Origin of the sequence: Halomonas garicola (genome assembly GCF_031935715.1) — a bacterium.
Lineage (GTDB): Bacteria > Pseudomonadota > Gammaproteobacteria > Pseudomonadales > Halomonadaceae > Vreelandella > Vreelandella garicola.
In genome coordinates this window covers 21,164-40,275 of the sequence record NZ_JASSZF010000014.1, presented here as the reverse complement: position 1 = coordinate 40,275, position 19,112 = coordinate 21,164, and the positions used below count along the sequence as shown (strand labels likewise).

The window sequence follows — 19,112 nt, the reverse complement described above, 5'->3', positions numbered from 1 at the left end:
TGTCTCCTTGAAAAACTTTCGGTTATGGCTGCCCAACCGGTAGCAGCGTGCGCGTCAGCCGCCGACACAGGCCGAAAAACGTCACCGCCCAGGCGGTGAGCGCCACGTATAAAAACACGGTCGCCAGCGTATCCAGAAACGGCATGGCAAGGGCACGCTGCATGTTGTGGGTGCTCGCGGCGTACATGCCCAGCGGAAACACCGCGCCCCAGTAAAGCGGGTTGTAACGCAGCGGAAAACGCTTGTACACATAGCGCCACACCGCAAGGATCAGCAGCATGGGGATCCACCAGGTACCGGTGGCCCAGTAAAACACGGTAAAGCCCTTGAGAAACGGGCGCAGCGAGAGCAGAAACGGCGCGTCCGGGGCGTTGAGGATCAGCTGGGAACCGGCCAGGGTGGAAATCGCCATGGCGCCCATGTTGATCCAGTACGGGGGCGCTAGATCCCCCGGCGAGAAATGGAAGAAGCTGTAGCGGTAAAAGATCAGCGACATCATCCAGATATAGAGCATCCCGCCCCACAGCCACATGGACAGCGCGAGGAAATTGACCTCTAGCCGATACGGCGAAGGCATGTTGGCAGCCAGCAAAGCCCCCAGCAGAGCAATCGACTGGGTGGCCACCACGGCCAACAGCCAGCCGCCGCTGATGCTTTCCTCAAACGCCGGCTTGTGCTCCTTGATAGTAAAGGCGGTGAAGATGGTATAAGTCAGCGCCAGCCACAGCACCAGCGCCACTCCCCAAAGCGCAAGCGCCAGCGCGTACCAGCCGGTCAGCAGCAGGCACTGGCTGCCCAGCACGCAGGACGCCGCCACCAGGGTGAAAAAGCCCGAGGCGCTCTGGTGACTGGTCAGGTCGCTGACCACCCGGCAGGGAAAGCGCCACAGGCGCAAGGCATAAAGCCCCCACAGCAGCGGGTAGGCCGCCAGGTTAAGGACAAAGAGCGCGCCGGCGATCACCGGCCGTCCCATGAAGTGGGCCGCCAGCGATACAATCCCCGTTGCCATGATCAGGCCAAAATACGCCGGCGACAGCGCTTCCAGTGCCTGAAGCCAGTGCCGGCTTCCGGCTTGATAATGTCCCACGCTGCTCTCCCTGAATGATGATTCGGCGCCTGTCGCCATTATTATGCGCCGCTACCCGGCGCTGACCAAACCCCGTCCGCAATTGCCGCGCCAGCCACAAAAAAACCCGCCGGCAGTCGCCGGCGGGCCGCTCAGTATGCGTTAGCGCTTGTGTAGCGCTCGGAGGCTTACCCCTGCTTCTCGCGCACGTTCCGGGCGATGCGCTCGCCGATGTCGGCGTCGACGTTGCGCCAGTAGTCGAAGGCGCGCTCGAGCACCGGCTCGGTGACGCCGTCCAGCAAATGCCCCGTGACGTTGTTCACCAAGCGTTCCCGAGCGGCCTCGTCCATCACCTGGTTGACCAGGGCATTGGCCTGGCCAAAGTCGTCATCGTCCCGGCGCAGCGTGTAGGCCGTGCGCACCATGTCGCCGTCGGTCTCCCAGGTGGTGTCGTCGGGGTAGCGCTCGCCGTCGGCCTGGGGGCCGCCCTTGGAGTTGGGCGCGTACACCGGATCGGACACCGTGCGCATCTGCATGGCGCCGTCCTTAGTGTAGCTATTTACCGGCACCTTGGGCGCGTTGACCGGAATCTGCTTATAGTTGGTGCCGAGCCGGGCACGGTGCGCGTCGGCGTAGGAAAAGCCCCGGGCCAGCAGCATTCTGTCCGGAGATAGCCCGATGCCCGGCACCAGGTTATTGGGCTCGAACGCCGCCTGCTCGATCTGGGCGTGGTTATCCACGGGATTGGTATCCAGCTTAAGCTTGCCCACCTTGATCAGCGGGTAGTCCTCATGGGGCCAGATCTTGGTCAGATCGAACGGGTTGAAGCGGTAGGTCTCGGCGTCCTTGAACGGCATGACCTGCATGTACAGCGTCCAGCTGGGATAATCGCCCCGGTCAATCGCGGTATAGAGATCGCGCATGTGATAGTCGCTGTCTTCCCCGGCCAGGCGATCGGCCTCTTCCTGGGTCAGGCACTCGATGCCCTGATCGGTCTTGAAGTGGTACTTGACCCAAAACTTCTCACCCTCGGCGTTTACCCACATATAGGTGTGGCTTGAGTAGCCGTTCATGTGGCGCCAGGTTTTGGGAATGCCGCGGTCGCCCATCAGCCAGGTCACCTGATGGGCCGACTCCGGCGACAGCGACCAGAAATCCCACTGCATGTCGTGGTCGCGCAGGTTGTTGTCTGCCCGGCGCTTCTGCGAACGGATGAAGTGCTGAAACTTCATCGGGTCGCGCATGAAAAATACCGGGGTGTTGTTCCCCACCATGTCGTAGTTGCCTTCACTGGTGTAGAACTTGATGGAAAAACCCCGGGGATCGCGCCAGGTATCCGGGCTGCCGCGCTCGCCGGCCACGGTGGAAAAGCGCATCAGCACCTCGGTTTGGGTGCCCGGCTGAAACACTGCCGCCCGGGTGTAACGGCTGACGTCTTCCGTCACCTCAAAGCGGCCGAAGGCACCGCTGCCCTTGGCGTGGGGCTGGCGCTCGGGAATGCGCTCGCGGTTGAACTGGGCCATCTGCTCGATCAGGTAGTGATCGTGAAGCACGATGGGACCGTTCGGCCCCACGGTCAGCGAATGTTCGTCGCTGGCCACGGGAATGCCGGCATCGGTAGTGGTCGGCTTGCGATTGTCGTCGGACACGTTAGCGCCTCCTTGTGGGTCATTGTCGCCAGGCAGCCGGTTGCCGCTGCCATACCCACAGACTACCCTTTTTCCGCCAAAAAGTGCGCTATCCTTTCGATAGCCGATAGCTAAAAACTTGCAGCCACCTTCTGCTGATAGCCCAAAAGGCAGTTTGACAACGTCGCCGCGCCTGCCTAGGCTCTAGCTTCTCCTGGGGGAGCCCTAACGGGCTGAGAATCCGCCGCTTTCCGCGCCGGTAACCCTTCGAACCTGATCCGGGTCATACCGGCGAAGGGAAGGAAAGCACACGCCACCTCGCCTCTTCCCTGTCGTCTGCCAGACGCCCGCCCAAGACCCGGCCGCCACAAGGATAGAGGACGTTTCACCATGCTGCTTGATCCCGTCTGGACGGCCCTTTGGCTTTCGTTCTGCGCCGCTGCCTTTGCCGTTCCCGGCCTGCTTTATGCCCGACGCCAGCGCGACGACCTGGATACCTACATCGCCGCGCGCAATACCCAAAGCACCCGCGCCACGGTGAGCACCCTGCTGGCCACCACGCTTGGCACCTGGGTACTTTTCGGCCCCGCCCAGGCCGCCACCTGGGGCGGCATCAGCGCGCTGCTGGGCTATGCCCTGGGCTCCTGCGTGCCCCGGCTGATCATGATTCCGCTCGGCCGGCGCATGCGCGAGCTGATCCCCGAAGGCCACGGCCTGACCGAATTTGTGATCCACCGCTACGGTCGCGTCATGTACGCCTTTACGCTCTCGATCATGCTGTTTTATCTGTTCATTTCCCTGGCCGCGAGCCTCACCGCCGTGGCCCGGATGGTCACACTGCTGGCCCCCATCCCGCTGTGGCTCACCGCCGGCGTGGTGATGCTGGCCACGGTGCTCTACACCTTTTACGGCGGCCTGCGCGCATCGATCTTCACCGACAAGGTGCAGATGGTGGTGATTCTACCGCTGCTCGCCTGCCTGCTGTTCTTCGGCTGGCAGGCCGCCGGCGGCGCAGCTCCGACCCTTGACGGGCTTACCCAACACGCGCCACAGCTGCTAGACATGACCGACGCCGGCGGCGTTCGCGCGGGGCTGACGTTCTTTATCGCCGTGGTACTTACCGGGCTTTTCTATCAGGGCACCTGGCAGCGCATCTACGCGGCGAAAAACGTCCGGGTGCTGCGCAGAAGCTTCTGGATCAGCGGGCTTTTGAATCTGCCAATCATCGTCATGATGGGGCTTTTCGGGCTGGCCTTTGTGGGGCTGGGTCTGGAAGGCGACGGTTCGGTGGCGCTGTTCAGCGTGCTGCTGGACAGCGTGCCGCTGTGGTTTGCGCTGGCGCTGATTCCGCTGGGGCTGGCGCTGGTGATGAGCAGCGCCGACTCCACCATCAACGCCACCTCAAGCATTATCGCCGTGGACATGCACCGGCTTTTGCCGAAGGCAAGCGAAGTCACGCTGATGCGTCTGGCCCGCTGGCTGATCGTCGCCGCCGCGGTGCCGATCACCTGGGTCGCCGCCCAGGGTTTCAGCGTGCTCTACCTGTTTCTGCTCGCCGACCTTTTGTGTTCGGCGGCGGCGTTTCCGGTATTTTTCGGCCTGTTCAGCCGCCGCTACAGCGGCCTTCAGGCCGTGATCAGCACCGCCTGCGGGCTGGTCGCGGGGCTTGCCGTCTTCCCTTCCCCGGGCACCGGCACCGAGACGCTTCTGGAAAGCTTTCTGCTCGCCGCGCTCGTCCCGGTGGCCGTCTCTCTCGTGCTGATGCGCGCGATGCCCGCCCGCGAGCACTACAACTTCGCCCGCCTGGCGACGCTGGTGCGCCGCTTTGGGCGGCAGTCGTAGCCATGATTCATGCCGCGCTTTCGCTACGTGTCACCGCGAGCGACAGCGCGGCGGTCTCCTTACGGTGCCGCTGGCAAGAACCCCGAGATTGCTTCGCTACGCTCGCAATGACACAGATGCAAACAGCGTTCGCGACGGCACAGACACAAGAATGCAACGCCTCACGCCCCCGGGCGTTCAAGCCCCAAATGCCCGCGCAGGGTTGTCTCCGTATATTCCCGGCGGAAGAGCCCGCGCTTTTGCAGCACCGGCACCACCTGGTCGACGAAGTCGTCGATGCTCGAGGGTAGCGACGGCGGCATCAGATTGAAGCCGTCGGCGCCGCCGTTTTCCACCCAGCGCTGCATTTCGTCGGCGATGCTCTCCGGCGTGCCGATCATGGTGCAGTGCCCGCCACCGGCGGCAAGGCGGCCAAGCAGCTGGCGAAGCGTGGGCTGTTCGCACTCGATAATGCGCAGAATCGTCGCGTATCGCCCCTTGGGCCCGGTGAAGTCTTCAAGCAGCGGAAGCTCGGGCATCGGCGCGTCCAGCTCCCAGTCGCTGCAGTCCTGGCCGATGAAGGTGCCCAGCTGATGGAGCGAATCCGCGGTGGGCAGCAGCTTATCGAGCTCGCGCTGGCGGGCCCGGGCCTCGTCCATGGTGGAACCCACGTAGGTGACAAGCCCCGGCATGATCGGCACCGGCGGCCGCCCGGCGGCGGCTACCCGCGCCTGAATATCGCGGTAGTAATCCTGCGCCGATGCCAGGTCGTAGGCCACGGCGTAGATCGCCTCGGCGTAGCGCGCGGCCAGGTCGCGGCCCTGATCGGAGGCGCCGGCCTGAAACAGCACCGGTCGGCCCTGGGGCGAGCGCGGCACGGTGAGCGGGCCGTCCACCAAAAAATGCTCGCCGCGGTGGTTGATCGGGCACACCCTGTTCGGGTCGGCGAAGTTGCCGGCGCGGTCAAGCGTCAGGGCGTCGTCGCCCCAGCTGTCCCACAGCGCCAGCATCGTATCGGCAAACTCCTCGGCCCGGGCGTAGCGCTCCGCATGGGGCGGCATGGCCTTGTAGCTATGGTTGCGCGCCTCGGTGTCGAACATCGAGGTGACCAGGTTCCAGCCCATGCGCCCGTCGGAAATATGATCCAGCGACGCGAGCAGCCTGGCGGCGTGAAAAGGCGTATAGAAGGTGCTCGACACGGTGGAGATCAGGCCGATGTGCTCGGTGGCCCGGGCCATGGCGGAAAGCGCGGTCAAAGGCTCCAGAAACCACAGCGGCCCGCCGGCGACGTTGCCCGCGGCATGGCCATCGGCGAAGAAGACGGCGTCGAACTTGCCCCGCTCGGCGGTGCGCGCCAGCGCCTCGAAGTGGCGAATATCACCCATTTTCTCGGCGGCGGAATCCGCGTGGCGCCAGGCGGCCCGGTGGTGGCCGCAGCCCATGATGAAAAGATTCAGGTGCATGGACATCAGTTTTTCACCAGTCCGCCGTCGACCACCAGATTCTGCCCGGTGACCGCCCGGCTCCAGGGCGAGGCAAACAGCAGCGCGGCGTCGGCGAACTCATCCGGGGTGACCACCCGGCGCAGCGGCGTGTTGGCGGCAATCAGGTCAAAGACTTCGTCCGGCGTCGCGGCCGAAGCATCCGTGGTGCGCAGAAGCCCGCCGGAAATCATGTTGACGGTGATGTTGTCCGGCCCCAGATCGTGGGCGAAGGTGCGCGTCAGCGACAGCAGCGCGGCCTTGCCCGCGGTGTAGTCGTGATACGGCACAATGGGGTTCTGGAAGAGGTTGGTGCCGACGTTGACCACGCGGCCAAAGCCCTGCTCGCGCATGCCGGCAAGGGCCGCCTGAATGACGTTGAGCGCGCCCTGGTTTACCCCTCTGAACTGCTGCTCCAGATGCTCCCAGGTGAGCGAATCGGCGTCCGGGCGGTCGTCGCCGTTGAACGAAAAGTCCGGCAGCGCGTTGTTGATCACCGTGGTCACCGACGCGCCGAAATGCCTGGCGGCGGCGTCAAACATGGCGTTAACGGCCGCGGCGTCGCAGACGTCGGCCTGGACCGCCAGCGCCCGATCGGGCGCGCCAGCAGCCACGGCTTCGGCGCCGGCGGCGCTGTGGCGATAGTTGATCACCACCCGGGCGCCGGCGCTCAGAAACGCCCGCGCCAGGCTTGCGCCCAGGCCGCGGCCGGCACCAGTGACCAGCACGACCTGCTGGTCGAGCGGCAGCGCAGTAGAGGAAGAAACAGCGTGGGAAGCGGTAGCAGCACTCATGATGTGGCCCTTAGCGTAACGGTAGCAACGAAGGGCGCACGCCGGGTGCTCGGCTGAGCACTGCGCTGACATCCCTTCGCCGGTATGAACTGGATCAGGTTCGGCGGGTGTTCTCTCAGCCCCGCCGTTGGCGGGGCACCCCGTGTCATGCTGGGCTGACCATAGCGCATTGGCCGACGGCCAACAAGGCACCGGCGGGGCCCGGCATGGCCTCGCCGACGGTTGTGGCGTAAAATCAAGGGTTCTCCATGCCGTGCCGATCCCGGCCGCCGCGTTGAACCAACCAAGGACTGCAACATGGGTAGGGCTTTTCAGAACCGCAAGGAATCCATGGCCAAAACGGCCGATGCCAAGACCAAGGTCTACAGCAAGTACGGGCGCGAGATTTACGTCTGCGCCAAGTCCGGCGGCCCCGACCCTCACAGCAACCTGGCGCTGCGCGGCCTGCTCGACCGCGCCAAGAAGGATCAGGTGCCCGCCCACGTCATCGACAAGGCGCTGGACAAGGCCGCCGGCGCCGGCGGCGAGGATTTCTCCCCGGCGCGCTACGAAGGCTTCGGCCCGGGCAACGTGATGCTCATCATCGAGTGCCTGACCGACAACGCCAACCGCACCATCGGCGACGTTCGCGGCTGCTTTACCAAGGCCAAGAGCAAGATCGGCACCCCGGGCAGCGTCAGCCACCTGTTCGACCACTGCGCGATTTTCGCCTTCGCCGGCGAGGACGAAGAAGCCGTGCTGGAAGCGCTGATGGCAGCCGACGTCGACGTTACCGACATCGAGTGCGAAGACGGGCAGATTACCGTTTTCGCCCCGCACACCGAATACGCCAAGGCGCGCACCGCACTGGTTGACGCCTTCGGCGAGCTGGACTTCGAGGCCGACGATATCCAATTCCTCCCCCAGACCACCACGCCGGTGGAGGGCGACGACGTGGCGGCGCTGGAAAAGCTGCTGGCGATGCTCCACGACCTCGACGACGTGCAGAACATCTACCACAGCGCCGAGCTGCCCGAAGACAACGCCTAGGCGTCGTCTTCCTCGTTCTCATCAAGGCCGATGAATCCGCCCGACTGGTGCTTCCACAGGCGGGCGTAGATACCGCCTCTGGCCAGCAGCTCACTGTGAGAGCCGGCCTCGACAATGCGCCCCTCATCCACCACCAGCAGCCGGTCGAGCATGGCGATGGTAGAAAGCCGATGGGCGATGGCGATCACCGTCTTGCCCTGCATCAGGTGCTCGAGCTGCTCCTGGATCGCCGCCTCGACCTCGGAGTCCAGCGCCGAGGTGGCTTCGTCCAGCACCAGCAGGGGGGCGTTTTTGAGCAGCACCCGAGCAATGGCGATGCGCTGACGCTGGCCGCCGGAAAGCTTTACCCCGCGCTCGCCCACGTGGGCATCCAGCCCGCGCCGCCCCTGGGGGTCTACCAGATCATCAATGAACTCGTCAGCGTGTGCCTGGCGCACCGCGGCCCAGATGGCCTCGTCGCTGGCCTCGGGGCTGCCGTAGCGGATGTTGTCGCGCAGCGAACGGTGCAGAAGCGACGTATCCTGGGTAACCATGCCGATCTGGTGGCGCAGCGAGGACTGGGTAACCTCGGCGATGTTCTGCCCGTCGATGCGAATCGCCCCGCCCTGAAGATCAAAAAAGCGCAGCAATAGGTTGGCAAGGGTCGACTTGCCCGCGCCGGAGCGGCCAATAAGTCCGACCTTCTCTCCCGAGGCGATGGTCAGATCCAGCCCGTCGAACACCGCCTTGTAGTCGCCGTCCGCCTCGACGTAGCCAAAGTGCAGGTCCTCAAAGCGGATTTCACCCCGGGGTACGGCAAGCTCGCCGGCATCGGGCGCATCCTGCACCTTGGGCGTGTTGGCAATGGTGTTCATGCCGTCCTGGACGGTGCCGATGTTTTCAAACAGCCGGGCGACTTCGTCCAGAATCCAGTCGGACATGAAGCGCACGCGCATCACCAGAGCAATGGCAATGGCCAGCACCCCAAGCGAGATGACCTGGGTATACCAGGCCACCAGTACCGTCGCCGCCATGCCCACCAGCAACAGCGTGTTGAGCAGCGTCAAACACACGCTCAACAGCGTCACCAGGCGCATCTGGCCGTGCACCGTGGACATGAAGCCGCGCATGGCTTCCCGGGCGTAGTTCTGCTCGTGGCGGGTGTCGGCAAAGAGCTTGATGGTCTGGATGTTGCTGTAGCTGTCGACCACCCGGCCGGTCATCTGTGCCCGGGCGTTGGCCTGGGCCATGGACACCCGGCGCAGGCGAGGGACGAAAAAGCGCATGATGGCCAAATAGCCGACCAGCCACACAAGCAGCGGCACCGCCAGCCAGATATCCGCCTGCATCAGCAAAAACGCCGCGCCGGTAAAGTAGACGATGGCGTAGACCAGCAGATCCATCACCTTGGTGACGGTCTCGCGCATGGCAAGCGCGGTCTGCATCACCTTCTGGGAGACGCGGCCGGCAAACTCGTCCTGATAAAACGCGAGGCTCTGGCTGAGCATGTGGCGGTGGGAAATCCAGCGGCCGATCATCGGATAGTTGCCGAAAATGCTCTGGTTGGTCACCAGCGACTGCAAAAGTACCAGCAGCGGCAGCCCGATCAGCACCAAAAGCCCCAGCCCGATAAGCTTCAGGCCGTGGGCCTGCCAGAAGCCGTCGCGCTCGACGCTTGAAAGCCAGTCCACCAGCTCGCCCATGTAGTGGAAAAACACCACCTCGGAAGCCGACACCAAAGCGGTTGCCAGCGACATCCACAACAGCATGGGTAACAGAGGCCGCGAAAAGTGCCAGAGGAAAGGCAAAAGCCCTCGGGGCGGTGTGCTCACGCTGCCTTCGGGATACGGATAGATGCGCGTTTCAAAATAATCAAACAGCGGCTTCAGCACACGCCTGAACATGGACTCTCCTGTGGAAAACAAACCAATCCGCCTCAGCGGCTAATCGATCACGCCCGGGTAGCGCCGCCTGACCCGATAAAGGCGATACACGGTAACGGCGTTGGTCACAATGATCATCATTTCAGCCAGCGCGCCGCCAACCGACCCCACGATGAGGTGACTAAGGGTCCAGGCCACCGCCCCTAGCCCCAAAAAAACGCGCATGGGGATACCGCGAAGCAGAAACATACTCACCGTCCCCAGCACCATGGCCGCGACGGCGGGCAGGTCGGCAAGGCTTTGCCAGGTAAGCACGGCGGCCACGATGCTTGCCGTCAACACAGCGGCCATGGCCGCCTTGCTGCGCGGGTAGCGGCGGGCAAGCTCAATGCGCGCAAGCACCAGCAGCGACAGCGCCGCGGCCGTCCAGCTCTGAAACATGGCGAACTGTAAAGCGAAGGCCACGTTGGCCGAGAGCATCAGTACCATCAGCCGATCGTCCTGCCGGCTGGAAAAAGCCAGAACGCTGAGTATCAGCGCTACCAGGCCAAAAAACTGACCGGCGACCGTGCTCAGGGTGTCGTACATGGGACCGCGTGCTCCTTATAACAGCTACCAGGATCTGTCGTCTTCGGCGTCGCGCAGGCGCTCCAGGCGCTCGGCCTCTTCCTCTTTGGCGTCGTCGATCACGTCCAGCACTTCCTCGACGTCGGCCAGGTGGGTGGCAAAGGTAAACTCGCCGGTGAGCGGTGAATCCGGATGCAGCTCGCCGGCTTCATAAAGTGCCCAAATTTCCTCGGCGTAGTAGGTCTCGCCAAGCTCCGGGGCAAAGCGGGCAAAGTAGCCGCGCATGTTGTTGACGTCGCGCTTGAACATCGCCTCGGCGCTGTTGTTGCCAGCGGCGTCTACGGCCTGGGGCAGATCGATGATCACCGGGCCCTGGGCGTCTTCGAGCACGTTGAACTCGGACAGGTCGCCGTGGATCAGCCCGGCGCAGAGCATCTTCACCACGTCGCCCAAAAGGCTCTGGTAGTAGTCCCGGGCGGTGTCGGCGTCAAGCGCCACGTCGTCAAGCCTGGGGGCCACGTCGCCGTCGGCGTCAACGATCATGTCCATCAGCAGCACGCCGTCGACAAAGCCGTGGGGACGCGGCACGCGCACGTCGGCAGCGGCCAGCCGGTAGAGGGCATCGACCTCGGCGGTGAGCCAGGCCTGCTCCTGCTGCTGCTGGCCGTAGCGGGTCTTTTTCGCCATGGCCCGGGCCCGGCGACTGTTGCGCTCCCGGCGGCCTTCCTGATACTGCACCGCCTGCTTGAAGCTGCGCTTTTTGGCTTCTTTAAACACCTTGGCGCAGCGGCGCTCATCACCGCAGCGCACCACGTACACCTGGGCTTCCTTGCCGCTCATCAGCTGCTGCTCGACCGCGTTGATCAGGCCGTCGTCGATCAGCGGCTGTAGTCGTTTGGGGATTTTCATAAATGCTTGCGTTGGCTCCTTCAGCCTAGCCGTTAACGCGGCGTGCGCGCACGTTACGGCCTTTCAGTTTATCGCGCTCAAGCTTGGCCAGCGCCTGTCTGGCCACGCTGCGCTCGACCGCCACGTAGGCGCTGCGGGCGAGCACCTTGATCTTGCCTACCTGACTGCCGGCGATGCCGCCTTCGCCTGTCAGCGCGCCGAGAATATCGCCCGGGCGCAGCTTGTCCTTTTTGCCCGCGCCCAGCTGCAGCGTGGCCATGGGCGCGGCAAGCGGCCGGGGGTCGGCCACCTCGGGCAGCGGCTCGGGCTCGTATTCCGCGCCCTGCTGTTCGCTCAGCTGCAGCAGGCGATAGCGCTCTTGATCGCTTACCAGCGTACAGGCCACGCCGCGCTCGCCGGCCCGGCCGGTGCGCCCGATGCGGTGGGTGTGGACGTCAAGTTCGTGGGCAATGCCGACGTTGAACACGGCGTCCACGCCGTCGATGTCCAGCCCCCGGGCAGCGACGTCGGTGGCCACCAGCAGCGTCACGCTCTGGTTGGCAAACATCACCAGAATACGTTCGCGGTCCTTCTGCTCCAGGTCGCCGTTGAGCGCCAGCGCGCTCATTCCCGCGGCGTTCAGGTCGTCCGCCACCTGCCGCGTCTCGCGTTTGGTGTTGCAAAACACCACGCCGCTTTCCGGCCGGTAGTGCAGCAGCAGCTGGCGCAGCGCGGCCAGACGTGCGGCCTCGTCATCCATTGTTCGCCCTTTATCCACGCGATAAAAGTGCTGCTCGATGGTGGCGTCGTCGTGGGTGTCTTCCACCCGGACGATATGCGGCTCGCGCAGAAGCCCCCGGGTAAAGCCTGAGAGCCCGCCCTCGGTCGTGTCGGCCGGATAGGTCGCGCTGAATAAAAGCGTCTGCCGGCGGGCGGGCGTTTGCGCCACGATATCGTCAATGGCGGCCTGAAAGCCCATGTCCAGCATGCGGTCGGCTTCGTCGAGCACCAGCGTCGTCAGGCCATTCAGCCTGAGCGTGCCCTTGCGCAGGTGGTCCTCCACCCGCCCCGGCGTGCCCACGACGATATGCGCACCGTGCTCCAGGGAGGCCAGCTGGGGGCCAAAGGGCGCCCCGCCGCAAAGGGTGAGCACCTTGACATTGGGTAGCTTGCGGGCAAGCGTGCGCAGCGCCCCGGCTACCTGATCGGCGAGCTCCCGGGTGGGGCACAGCACCAGCGATTGGACGCGGGATGCGGCTAAATCCAAACGAGCCAGCAGCGAAAGGCCAAAGGCGGCGGTTTTGCCCGAGCCGGTTTGCGCCTGGGCCAGCACGTCCCGCCCCTCAAGGGCGGCGGGCAGCGCTTGCGCCTGCACCGGCGTCATGGCGCGGTAGCCAAGCGAATCGAGATTCGTCAGCAGAGCGCCTGGCAGAGCCAGACGCGAAAAGGAAGTGATCGACACGAAAAATACCTGAAGATAGGAAGCAAGCCCGGAGTTGCCGGGGCAGTGCCGGGGCAGGATGCCCCGCAGCTTACCAGAAAAGCCGCCGGCTAAACGGCAAGCGGGACAAATTCCGCCTGGGTCAGCGCGGCGAGATCGGCCGGCGCCAGGGCGATTTCCAGCCCGCGCCGGCCGGCGCTGACGTGGAGGTGCGAAAACGCCTCGGCGGAGGTATCGATGAACGTGGGCAGGCGCTTTTTCTGCCCCAGCGGGCTGACCCCGCCCAGCACGTAGCCGGTAGCGCGCTCAACCTCCTCGGGCGACGCCATGGTGGCTTTTTTGGCCCCCGCCGCCCGGGCAATCAGCTTGAAACCGAGCTTGCCGGTCACCGGTACAAGCCCCACCGCCAGACGCTTGCCGTCGAGCTTGACCACCAGCGTCTTGAAAATGCTTTCTGGCGCTACGCCAAGCTTTTCGGCCGCCTCGACCCCGTAGGACGCCGCACTTTCGTCGTGGGCGTAGGCGTGGGTGGTAAAGCGGATCTGCGCCTTTTTGGCGGCGTCGACAGCCGGTGTCATATTCCTGTCCTCCGTGGTGGTGCATCCTGCCGGGTCGGGGCTTTGCCAACGGTGCATAGCACCGTCGCCCCACCCCGGGTATGGAAAAAAATCGCGTATTATCTGACACTAAGGGCCCACTCACCCCGCTACCCGGTAAAGCGTACCGCCGTATATCGCCAGGAAATGACACCGCCGTTTATCGGCCGTTACTCACCGTGCAGGAGTGCTTCCATCCATGGATCAACCCGACAAGAAAGCCAGCCGGCTTTACGTGCTCGACACCAACGTACTGATCCACGACCCCACGGCGCTTTACCACTTCGACGAACACGACGTGGTGATTCCCATGACGGTGCTTGAAGAGCTGGACAAGCACAAGAACGGAAACCGCGATATTGCCCGCAGCGCACGCCAGGTCAGCCGCACGCTGTCGGACCTGACCCAGGACACCCGCTTTATCGACATCGACCGCGGCATTCCGCTGCCCCGCGCCGCGGGCGAGTCCGGCCGGCTGCGCTTTTTATACTACGACAATCTGGCAGTGCAGGATCCGCTATACGCCAGCGCCGACAATCGCCTGCTGGCCGAAATCTCCCGTCTGCGCGACGAGCGCCCCGACGCCTCGGTGATCCTGGTCACAAAAGATATCAACCTGCGCGTCAAGGCCGCCGCTCGGAACATCCCCGTGGAGGACTACCTGGGCGACCGCGCCTTCGACGACAGCGATGCCATGAGCGAGGGCGCCGCCGTTTATCCCTGCGACTATCCCCGCAACGGACACGCCGCCCCGCTGTGGGATCACCTTAACGTTGAGGTCAGCGTCGAGCGCGCTGACGGGCGCACCTTCTACCGGTTGAAGGGGGATATTCCCGAGACCTGGCATACGGGGATGCTGGTGGCCGACGACGAAAACAGCGCCGGCTTCGAGGCCGTGGTGCGTAAGCTCAGCCCGGGCTCGGCCACCCTCGAGCCGCTGGACGACTACCGCCGGCGCAGCGATATCTGGGGCATTCACGCCCACGACAGCCGGCAGAATTTCACCCTCAACCTGCTCATGGACCCGGACATTGACCTGGTCACCATCGCCGGCAATGCGGGCACCGGCAAAACCTTCATGACCCTGGCGGCGGCGTTTCAGCAGACGCTGGACCAGCGCCGTTTCGAGCGCATCATGTTTACCCGCGCGCCCGTCGCCATGGGCGAAGACATCGGCTACCTGCCCGGCACCGAAGAAGAGAAGATGGCTCCCTGGATGGGCGCCTTTCACGACAACATGGACAACCTGCTGCGCGATGAAAGCGGCGACTCCAGCTGGGAAGACGCGGCCACCCGCGAGCTGATCGGCGCCCGGGTGCAGATTCTCGCGCCGAGCTTCATGCGCGGACGCACCCTGAACGACACCCTGCTGATCATCGACGAGGCGCAGAACTTCACGCCCAAGCAGCTCAAGGCGCTGATCAGCCGGGCCGGGCATAACACCAAGATCGTCTGCCTGGGCAACGTCGGCCAGATCGACACGCCCTATCTTACCGCCAGCACCTGCGGCCTGGCCGCCGTGGTCGAGCGCTTTCGCGACTGGCCCCACGCCGGCCACATCACGCTGAAAAGCGTGGAGCGTTCGCGCCTGGCGCTGGCCGCCGAAGCGCTGCTGTAAGCGTCTTCCCCGCTTTCGCCATACTCACTTTCACCACACTCAGCTCGCCTCGCGGCGCGGTCAGGGACCGTGCCAGGGATGCTTGGAGCCCAGCGTATCCGCCGCGTAGGCATGCCGGCTGCCCATGGGCCGCTCGCGGCCCACGGTAGTATCCCGGCGGGTTTGACGCTCCAGCTGAGCGTTGACCTCGGCGCCCAGCAGCACCACGAACGACGACAGCCAGAACCACAGCATCAGCACCACCACCGCCCCGAGCGAGCCGTAGAGCTCGCTGAAGCGGGAAAAATACCGCGCGTAAAGCGAAAGCCCGCCCGAGCCCAGCAGCCACAGCAGCGTCGCCAGCAGCGTGCCCACGCTCAGCCATTGCCAGCGCGGCGCCCGCCGGTACGGCGCAAAGCGGTAGAGCAGCGCAATGCCCAGGCTCATCACCACCAGCAAAACCGGCCAGCGCAGCCAGTAAAGCAGCCGCTCCATGAGCGACGAGAGCGGCATGTATGCCATGCCAAACGGCACCAGCGCGATAAACCCAAGGGTCAAAAGCGTCATCACGATCATCCCCAGGGTTATCGCCATCACCATCGCGCTGCGCTTGATGCGGCTGCGCTTGTCGCCTTCGCCGTATACCACGTTAAGCCCCGCGATCAGCCCGCGTACGCCTTTCGACGCCACAAACAGGGCCACCACCCCGCTGATCAGCGCCGCCACGCCGCTGCGTTCCTCCGCGCTCTGGGCCACTTTTTGCGCCTGGCGGGCAATCAGCCCGGCGGCGTCCGGCGGCATGAAGCGAGTGAGATCGCGCAGCTGCTGCCCCGCCTCATAGGGGTCGAACAACAGCCCGCCGACGGAGACCACCACGGCAATGGCGGGAAACAGCGCCAGCAGCGCGTAGAACGCCACGCCCGCCGCCAGCAGGGTAATGCGGTCCTGCCCGGCCTCGTGGTAGACGCGCCAGGCGACGTCGCGCCAGCCGCGGCGCGGGATCTGCTCGGGGTGACGGGCATTGCGCCCTCGCGATGCATCGCTCATCGCCTACGCGAGCCGCGCGCCCAAAAAGCGGTTGATATCGCCGATCTGCTCGGGGCACAGCGCATGGGCCATGTCATAGGTGCGATACTCCACCGCGTAGCCCAGCGCGCGCAGCATCTCAACGCTCTGGCGGCCGAGGCTTTCGGGCACCACCGGGTCGGCGGTGCCGTGGTGCGCCTCAATAGGCAGCGCCGCGCCGTCGCCCGGGCCCGGCACGTCGGGGTCGGCCAGATAGGTGGACATCGCCAGCAGCCCGGCAAGCGGCTGATCAAAGGTCAGCGCCGCCTGATAGGCCACCGCCCCGCCCTGGGAAAATCCGGCGACGACGATGCGCCGGCTATCAATGCCCGCTTCGATCTGATCCCGCATCAGCCGCTGGATGCGCTCGGCCGAGCTTGCCAGCTGGCCGGTATCCAGCTCGCGACCCAGATCCACGGACAGAATGTCGTACCAGGCCGGCATGGTCATGCCGTTATTGACGCTCACGGCCAGCCGCGGCGCATGGGGCATGATGAAGCGCACCTCGGCGCCGGCGGGCAGGTCAAGCTGGGGCACCAGCGGTTCAAAGTCGTAGCCGTCGGCGCCCAGCCCGTGCAGGATAAACACGCAGGCGTTGGCCGGCCGCCCCGACAACGGCTCAATAATCAGCTCACTTTGTTGCGTCATGGCTCTGTTTCTCTCCCCTCTTGACTCGCATTATCCAGGCTACCCTAGCGCAATGCCGCACCGGCCAAAAGCCGGACAGCAAAAAACCCCGCCGTAGCGGGGTTTTCTCATCTTGCCGGCCTGAGGCCGGCCGTCAGCGGCGTAGCGCTTAGTCGTCGGCTACGACGTTGGACGCCTGAAGGCCTTTCTTGCCCTGGGTGACGTCGAAGGAAACCTTCTGGCCGTCCTGCAGGGATTTGAAGCCTTCAGCCTGAATTTCGGAGAAGTGTACGAACAGATCGTCGCCGTTGTCGTCCGGAGAGATGAAGCCGAAGCCTTTAGTGTCGTTGAACCACTTAACGGTACCAGTTGCCATGATCGAAATCCTCGATGTAGCGAAATATAGAGCCGGGAAATACCCGAATTGCAGTGGGTAGAACAAGAAACTTTCACCAGACTCAACGCTTGAGGCGCTTCGATGCTGCTGACAACGTTCCACTTGCTAACCAACTGAGCGCATCATGGCCTTTCCCCGGACGCGCGTCAACATCAACCATAAAATATTATTGTCAGGCCCATTCATATACAAATATGATACAGGAAAAGAACCCCGTACACTTGCAGAGTGTCAAACACCCCACGCCGGCGCCCCGCGCCACAGGAGCCCCCATGCCGTTATTTCTTCGTTCCCTGCCGCTTGCCGGCCTGCTTGCCGCCGGCCTGGCGGCCCCCATGGCCTACGCCGCCAATGACTCAGGCACCGCGGCCGACGGCCTCAGCACGGCGATTTTTGCCGGCGGCTGCTTCTGGTGCATGGAGCCGCCCTACGATCGCCAGCCCGGCGTTACCTCAACAACCTCGGGCTACATCGGCGGCGAGCTGGAAAACCCCGGCTATGACGACGTCTCGCGCGGCGGCACCGGCCACGCCGAGGCGGTTAAAATCACCTACGACCCCGACGCGATCGACTACGCCGAGCTGCTGGACATTTTCTGGCGCAACGTCGACCCCTTCGCCGAAGACCGTCAGTTCTGCGACAGCGGCCCCCAGTACCGTTCGGCTATTTTCTATCAGGACGAGCGCCAGCGGGAGCTCGCCGAAGCGTCGCTAGCCGAGATGCAGGAACGCTTCGACCAGCCGATTGCCACGGAGCTCTCGTCCGCCGGCGCCTTCTGGGACGCCGAGGACTACCACCAGAACTATTACGAGAAAAACCCGCTGCGCTACAAGTTCTACCGCTTCCGCTGCGGCCGCGATGACCGCCTGGAAGAGGTCTGGGGCGACGAGGCCGGCGGCCCCACCTTTGACTAGCCTGCCCTGTCAGGCGCGGCGATAGCGCCGCCAGGCGCGTATCAGCAGCGCCATGCACAGCCAGGCAAGCCCGGCGGCGACAAGGTCATCGGCGACGATACCGACCCCGCCGGGAAGCACCTCCGCCCAGCTGACCGGCGGCGGTTTGAGCGCATCAAAGACGCGAAACAGCCCGAAGGCCAGCGCCAGCCAGGGCAGCTGCCGCGCGGCGGGCCTCCCCGAAAGCGTAAGCCCCAAAAGCGCCAGCGGAAACGCCACGATCTCGTCGAGCACGATGCTTCCGGCATCGCCGCCGGCAAAGTACTGCGCCGAGGCCCAGTGGCATACCGGCACCGCCAGCAGCGCCATGATCGCGATAAGGGTCGCCTGGCGCCCGGGCGCTTTCGCGCCCAGCCACCACGCCAGCGGCAGCCCCCACAGCGAGCCGAACGTTCCCGGGGCGACCGGCATGAAGCCGACGCCAAGCCCCGTTGCCAGCCATAGCGTCAAGGTGTCCAATCAGTTGGCCTGCTGCGCCTGGCGCTCGAGTTCGGCGGTGACGTCATCGCCAAGCCCGAGGGCGCTGCCGAGCTGGTCGAGCCAGGCGCGCTCCATGGGGTTCTGCTCGTCCACCACGGCTACGCTGACCAGATACATTTCCCGGGCGGCCTGGGGCGAATCGGCTTCGCTGGCCAGGGCCTCGGCGTCCAGCGGCGCCTCGAGGGTTTGCTCGACCCAGCGGTTGAGCTCCTCGTCGGCGCCCATGTCTTCGATCTGCCCGGAAATCAGCGCCTGCTCCTGCTCGTCGATGTGGCCGTCGGCCCGGGCGGCCATGATCATGGCCTTGAGCAGCTCCAGACTGCGGCGCTCCTGAACGTCGCCGTCGAGCACCTCGACACGGTCATTGCCGTCTTCCTGGCCACCCTCGTCGCCCGAAGAAGACTGCTGCGAGCTTTTCCAGGCCTTCCAGGCAAGCGCCCCGACCCCGGCAATGGCGCCGTACTTGAGCGCCTTGCCACCCATCCTGCGCCCGCCTTTGGAGCCTACCAGCGCGCCCAGGGCGCCGCCGCCCAGCAGGCTTTTCATGTCGACCCCGCTGCCGGAACCGCCGCCGCCCAGCTGCCGGGAGAGGCCGTCCACCACGTCCTTGACGCCCGAGCCGCTGCTGCTCTGGCTATCACCCTGGCTATCCCCCTGGCTACCGCTCTGGCCGCCGGCCTGCTTCATGATCTGCTGAAAAATTCTGCTTGCGTTCATAGACGTCTCCTCAAGGATCAACCTGGCCAAAAGCCCGTTACCGTGAAGGGTCAGCCCCGCGAAAGCCAGCCGTTTTACCAGCGCTGATTAAACGCAAGCGCCC

At 64.6% G+C, this 19,112-nt stretch carries 18 protein-coding genes and 2 riboswitches; of the genes, 4 read left to right on the top strand and 14 right to left on the bottom strand.

Annotation, left to right across the window (positions count from 1 at the left end):
- Nucleotides 1-22: 22 nt before the first annotated feature.
- The gene (locus RS027_RS06895) at nucleotides 23-1,087 is read right to left on the bottom strand and encodes a tellurite resistance/C4-dicarboxylate transporter family protein (RefSeq protein ID WP_311955378.1); all 1,065 of its coding nucleotides are present in this window, start codon (nucleotides 1,085-1,087) and stop codon (nucleotides 23-25) included.
- Nucleotides 1,088-1,254: 167 nt separating this feature from the next.
- Nucleotides 1,255-2,715: a catalase gene (locus RS027_RS06890; protein WP_311955376.1), complete on the bottom strand. Its 1,461-nt coding sequence runs from the start codon at nucleotides 2,713-2,715 to the stop codon at nucleotides 1,255-1,257.
- A gap of 185 nt (nucleotides 2,716-2,900) precedes the next feature.
- Nucleotides 2,901-3,011, top strand: a riboswitch (TPP riboswitch).
- A 73-nt stretch (nucleotides 3,012-3,084) separates the two neighbouring features.
- Between RS027_RS06890 and RS027_RS06885 the strand changes: the two genes are divergently transcribed.
- Nucleotides 3,085-4,536 (top strand): sodium:solute symporter family protein, encoded by a 1,452-nt coding sequence (locus RS027_RS06885; protein WP_311955375.1) that lies wholly within the window; start codon nucleotides 3,085-3,087, stop codon nucleotides 4,534-4,536.
- A 161-nt stretch (nucleotides 4,537-4,697) separates the two neighbouring features.
- Here RS027_RS06885 and RS027_RS06880 read toward each other — a convergent pair whose 3' ends face one another.
- Together RS027_RS06880 and RS027_RS06875 are read right to left on the bottom strand one after the other, a co-directional pair.
- The gene (locus tag RS027_RS06880) at nucleotides 4,698-5,978 is read right to left on the bottom strand and encodes an LLM class flavin-dependent oxidoreductase (RefSeq protein WP_311955373.1); all 1,281 of its coding nucleotides are present in this window, start codon (nucleotides 5,976-5,978) and stop codon (nucleotides 4,698-4,700) included.
- A gap of 5 nt (nucleotides 5,979-5,983) precedes the next feature.
- Nucleotides 5,984-6,790 (bottom strand): 3-oxoacyl-ACP reductase, encoded by an 807-nt coding sequence (locus RS027_RS06875; protein WP_311955372.1) that lies wholly within the window; start codon nucleotides 6,788-6,790, stop codon nucleotides 5,984-5,986.
- A gap of 54 nt (nucleotides 6,791-6,844) precedes the next feature.
- Nucleotides 6,845-6,943: riboswitch (TPP riboswitch) on the bottom strand.
- A 144-nt stretch (nucleotides 6,944-7,087) separates the two neighbouring features.
- Here RS027_RS06875 and RS027_RS06870 point away from each other — a divergent pair.
- Nucleotides 7,088-7,819, top strand: coding sequence for a YebC/PmpR family DNA-binding transcriptional regulator (locus RS027_RS06870; RefSeq protein ID WP_311955370.1), 732 nt, complete (start codon nucleotides 7,088-7,090; stop codon nucleotides 7,817-7,819).
- Here RS027_RS06870 and RS027_RS06865 read toward each other — a convergent pair.
- The 5 genes from RS027_RS06865 to ybaK form a co-directional block, all read right to left on the bottom strand.
- Nucleotides 7,816-9,702, bottom strand: a complete 1,887-nt coding sequence (locus tag RS027_RS06865) for an ABC transporter ATP-binding protein (protein ID WP_311955368.1) — start codon at nucleotides 9,700-9,702, stop codon at nucleotides 7,816-7,818. The genes RS027_RS06870 and RS027_RS06865 overlap by 4 nt on opposite strands.
- A gap of 39 nt (nucleotides 9,703-9,741) precedes the next feature.
- Nucleotides 9,742-10,269 (bottom strand): YgjV family protein, encoded by a 528-nt coding sequence (locus RS027_RS06860; protein WP_311955366.1) that lies wholly within the window; start codon nucleotides 10,267-10,269, stop codon nucleotides 9,742-9,744.
- A gap of 24 nt (nucleotides 10,270-10,293) precedes the next feature.
- Nucleotides 10,294-11,157, bottom strand: coding sequence for a PA4780 family RIO1-like protein kinase (locus RS027_RS06855; protein WP_311955365.1), 864 nt, complete (start codon nucleotides 11,155-11,157; stop codon nucleotides 10,294-10,296).
- A 25-nt stretch (nucleotides 11,158-11,182) separates the two neighbouring features.
- Nucleotides 11,183-12,598 carry an ATP-dependent RNA helicase DbpA gene (dbpA, locus tag RS027_RS06850; protein ID WP_311955362.1) on the bottom strand — a complete coding sequence of 472 codons (1,416 nt, stop codon included), beginning with the start codon at nucleotides 12,596-12,598 and terminating at the stop codon, nucleotides 11,183-11,185.
- Nucleotides 12,599-12,687: 89 nt separating this feature from the next.
- The gene (gene ybaK, locus RS027_RS06845; protein ID WP_311955360.1) at nucleotides 12,688-13,155 is read right to left on the bottom strand and encodes a Cys-tRNA(Pro) deacylase; all 468 of its coding nucleotides are present in this window, start codon (nucleotides 13,153-13,155) and stop codon (nucleotides 12,688-12,690) included.
- Between the two features lie 217 nt (nucleotides 13,156-13,372).
- On the opposite strand from ybaK, the gene RS027_RS06840 reads away from it, so the two are divergent.
- Complete coding sequence (locus tag RS027_RS06840; RefSeq protein ID WP_311955357.1) at nucleotides 13,373-14,791, top strand: PhoH family protein; 1,419 nt, start codon at nucleotides 13,373-13,375, stop codon at nucleotides 14,789-14,791.
- A gap of 60 nt (nucleotides 14,792-14,851) precedes the next feature.
- Here RS027_RS06840 and RS027_RS06835 read toward each other — a convergent pair whose 3' ends face one another.
- The 3 genes from RS027_RS06835 to RS027_RS06825 all read right to left on the bottom strand — a co-directional run bounded on the left by RS027_RS06835 (nucleotide 14,852) and on the right by RS027_RS06825 (nucleotide 16,838).
- The gene (locus RS027_RS06835; RefSeq protein ID WP_311955351.1) at nucleotides 14,852-15,817 is read right to left on the bottom strand and encodes a YihY/virulence factor BrkB family protein; all 966 of its coding nucleotides are present in this window, start codon (nucleotides 15,815-15,817) and stop codon (nucleotides 14,852-14,854) included.
- A 3-nt stretch (nucleotides 15,818-15,820) separates the two neighbouring features.
- A complete protein-coding gene (locus tag RS027_RS06830) occupies nucleotides 15,821-16,483 on the bottom strand; it encodes an alpha/beta hydrolase (RefSeq protein WP_311955349.1) in 663 nt (220 codons plus the stop codon).
- 148 nt (nucleotides 16,484-16,631) lie between these two features.
- Complete coding sequence (locus RS027_RS06825; RefSeq protein ID WP_311950363.1) at nucleotides 16,632-16,838, bottom strand: cold-shock protein; 207 nt, start codon at nucleotides 16,836-16,838, stop codon at nucleotides 16,632-16,634.
- A gap of 293 nt (nucleotides 16,839-17,131) precedes the next feature.
- Between RS027_RS06825 and msrA the strand changes: the two genes are divergently transcribed.
- Complete coding sequence (gene msrA, locus RS027_RS06820) at nucleotides 17,132-17,773, top strand: peptide-methionine (S)-S-oxide reductase MsrA (protein WP_376717586.1); 642 nt, start codon at nucleotides 17,132-17,134, stop codon at nucleotides 17,771-17,773.
- 9 nt (nucleotides 17,774-17,782) lie between these two features.
- On the opposite strand, the gene RS027_RS06815 is transcribed toward msrA, so the two are convergent.
- Together RS027_RS06815 and RS027_RS06810 are read right to left on the bottom strand one after the other, a co-directional pair.
- Entirely contained in the window at nucleotides 17,783-18,271 is a 489-nt protein-coding gene (locus tag RS027_RS06815) for a phosphatidylglycerophosphatase A family protein (RefSeq protein WP_311955348.1), read from the bottom strand.
- A complete protein-coding gene (locus RS027_RS06810; protein ID WP_311955346.1) occupies nucleotides 18,272-19,009 on the bottom strand; it encodes a tellurite resistance TerB family protein in 738 nt (245 codons plus the stop codon). It lies immediately after the preceding gene.
- Nucleotides 19,010-19,112: the final 103 nt, after the last annotated feature.

Excerpts from the sequence above, each read along its gene's own strand:
- RS027_RS06810 (WP_311955346.1), bottom strand. The coding sequence starts at position 19,009 with ATGAACGCAAGCAGAATTTTTCAGCAGATCATGAAGCAGGCCGGCGGC.
- RS027_RS06865 (WP_311955368.1), bottom strand. The coding sequence starts at position 9,702 with ATGTTCAGGCGTGTGCTGAAGCCGCTGTTTGATTATTTTGAAACGCGC.
- RS027_RS06870 (WP_311955370.1), top strand. The coding sequence starts at position 7,088 with ATGGGTAGGGCTTTTCAGAACCGCAAGGAATCCATGGCCAAAACGGCC.
- RS027_RS06855 (WP_311955365.1), bottom strand. The coding sequence starts at position 11,157 with ATGAAAATCCCCAAACGACTACAGCCGCTGATCGACGACGGCCTGATC.
- RS027_RS06835 (WP_311955351.1), bottom strand. The coding sequence starts at position 15,817 with ATGAGCGATGCATCGCGAGGGCGCAATGCCCGTCACCCCGAGCAGATC.
- msrA (WP_376717586.1), top strand. The coding sequence starts at position 17,132 with ATGCCGTTATTTCTTCGTTCCCTGCCGCTTGCCGGCCTGCTTGCCGCC.
- RS027_RS06875 (WP_311955372.1), bottom strand. The coding sequence starts at position 6,790 with ATGAGTGCTGCTACCGCTTCCCACGCTGTTTCTTCCTCTACTGCGCTG.
- RS027_RS06860 (WP_311955366.1), bottom strand. The coding sequence starts at position 10,269 with ATGTACGACACCCTGAGCACGGTCGCCGGTCAGTTTTTTGGCCTGGTA.
- RS027_RS06840 (WP_311955357.1), top strand. The coding sequence starts at position 13,373 with ATGGATCAACCCGACAAGAAAGCCAGCCGGCTTTACGTGCTCGACACC.
- RS027_RS06885 (WP_311955375.1), top strand. The coding sequence starts at position 3,085 with ATGCTGCTTGATCCCGTCTGGACGGCCCTTTGGCTTTCGTTCTGCGCC.
- RS027_RS06825 (WP_311950363.1), bottom strand. The coding sequence starts at position 16,838 with ATGGCAACTGGTACCGTTAAGTGGTTCAACGACACTAAAGGCTTCGGC.
- RS027_RS06880 (WP_311955373.1), bottom strand. The coding sequence starts at position 5,978 with ATGCACCTGAATCTTTTCATCATGGGCTGCGGCCACCACCGGGCCGCC.
- ybaK (WP_311955360.1), bottom strand. The coding sequence starts at position 13,155 with ATGACACCGGCTGTCGACGCCGCCAAAAAGGCGCAGATCCGCTTTACC.
- RS027_RS06830 (WP_311955349.1), bottom strand. The coding sequence starts at position 16,483 with ATGACGCAACAAAGTGAGCTGATTATTGAGCCGTTGTCGGGGCGGCCG.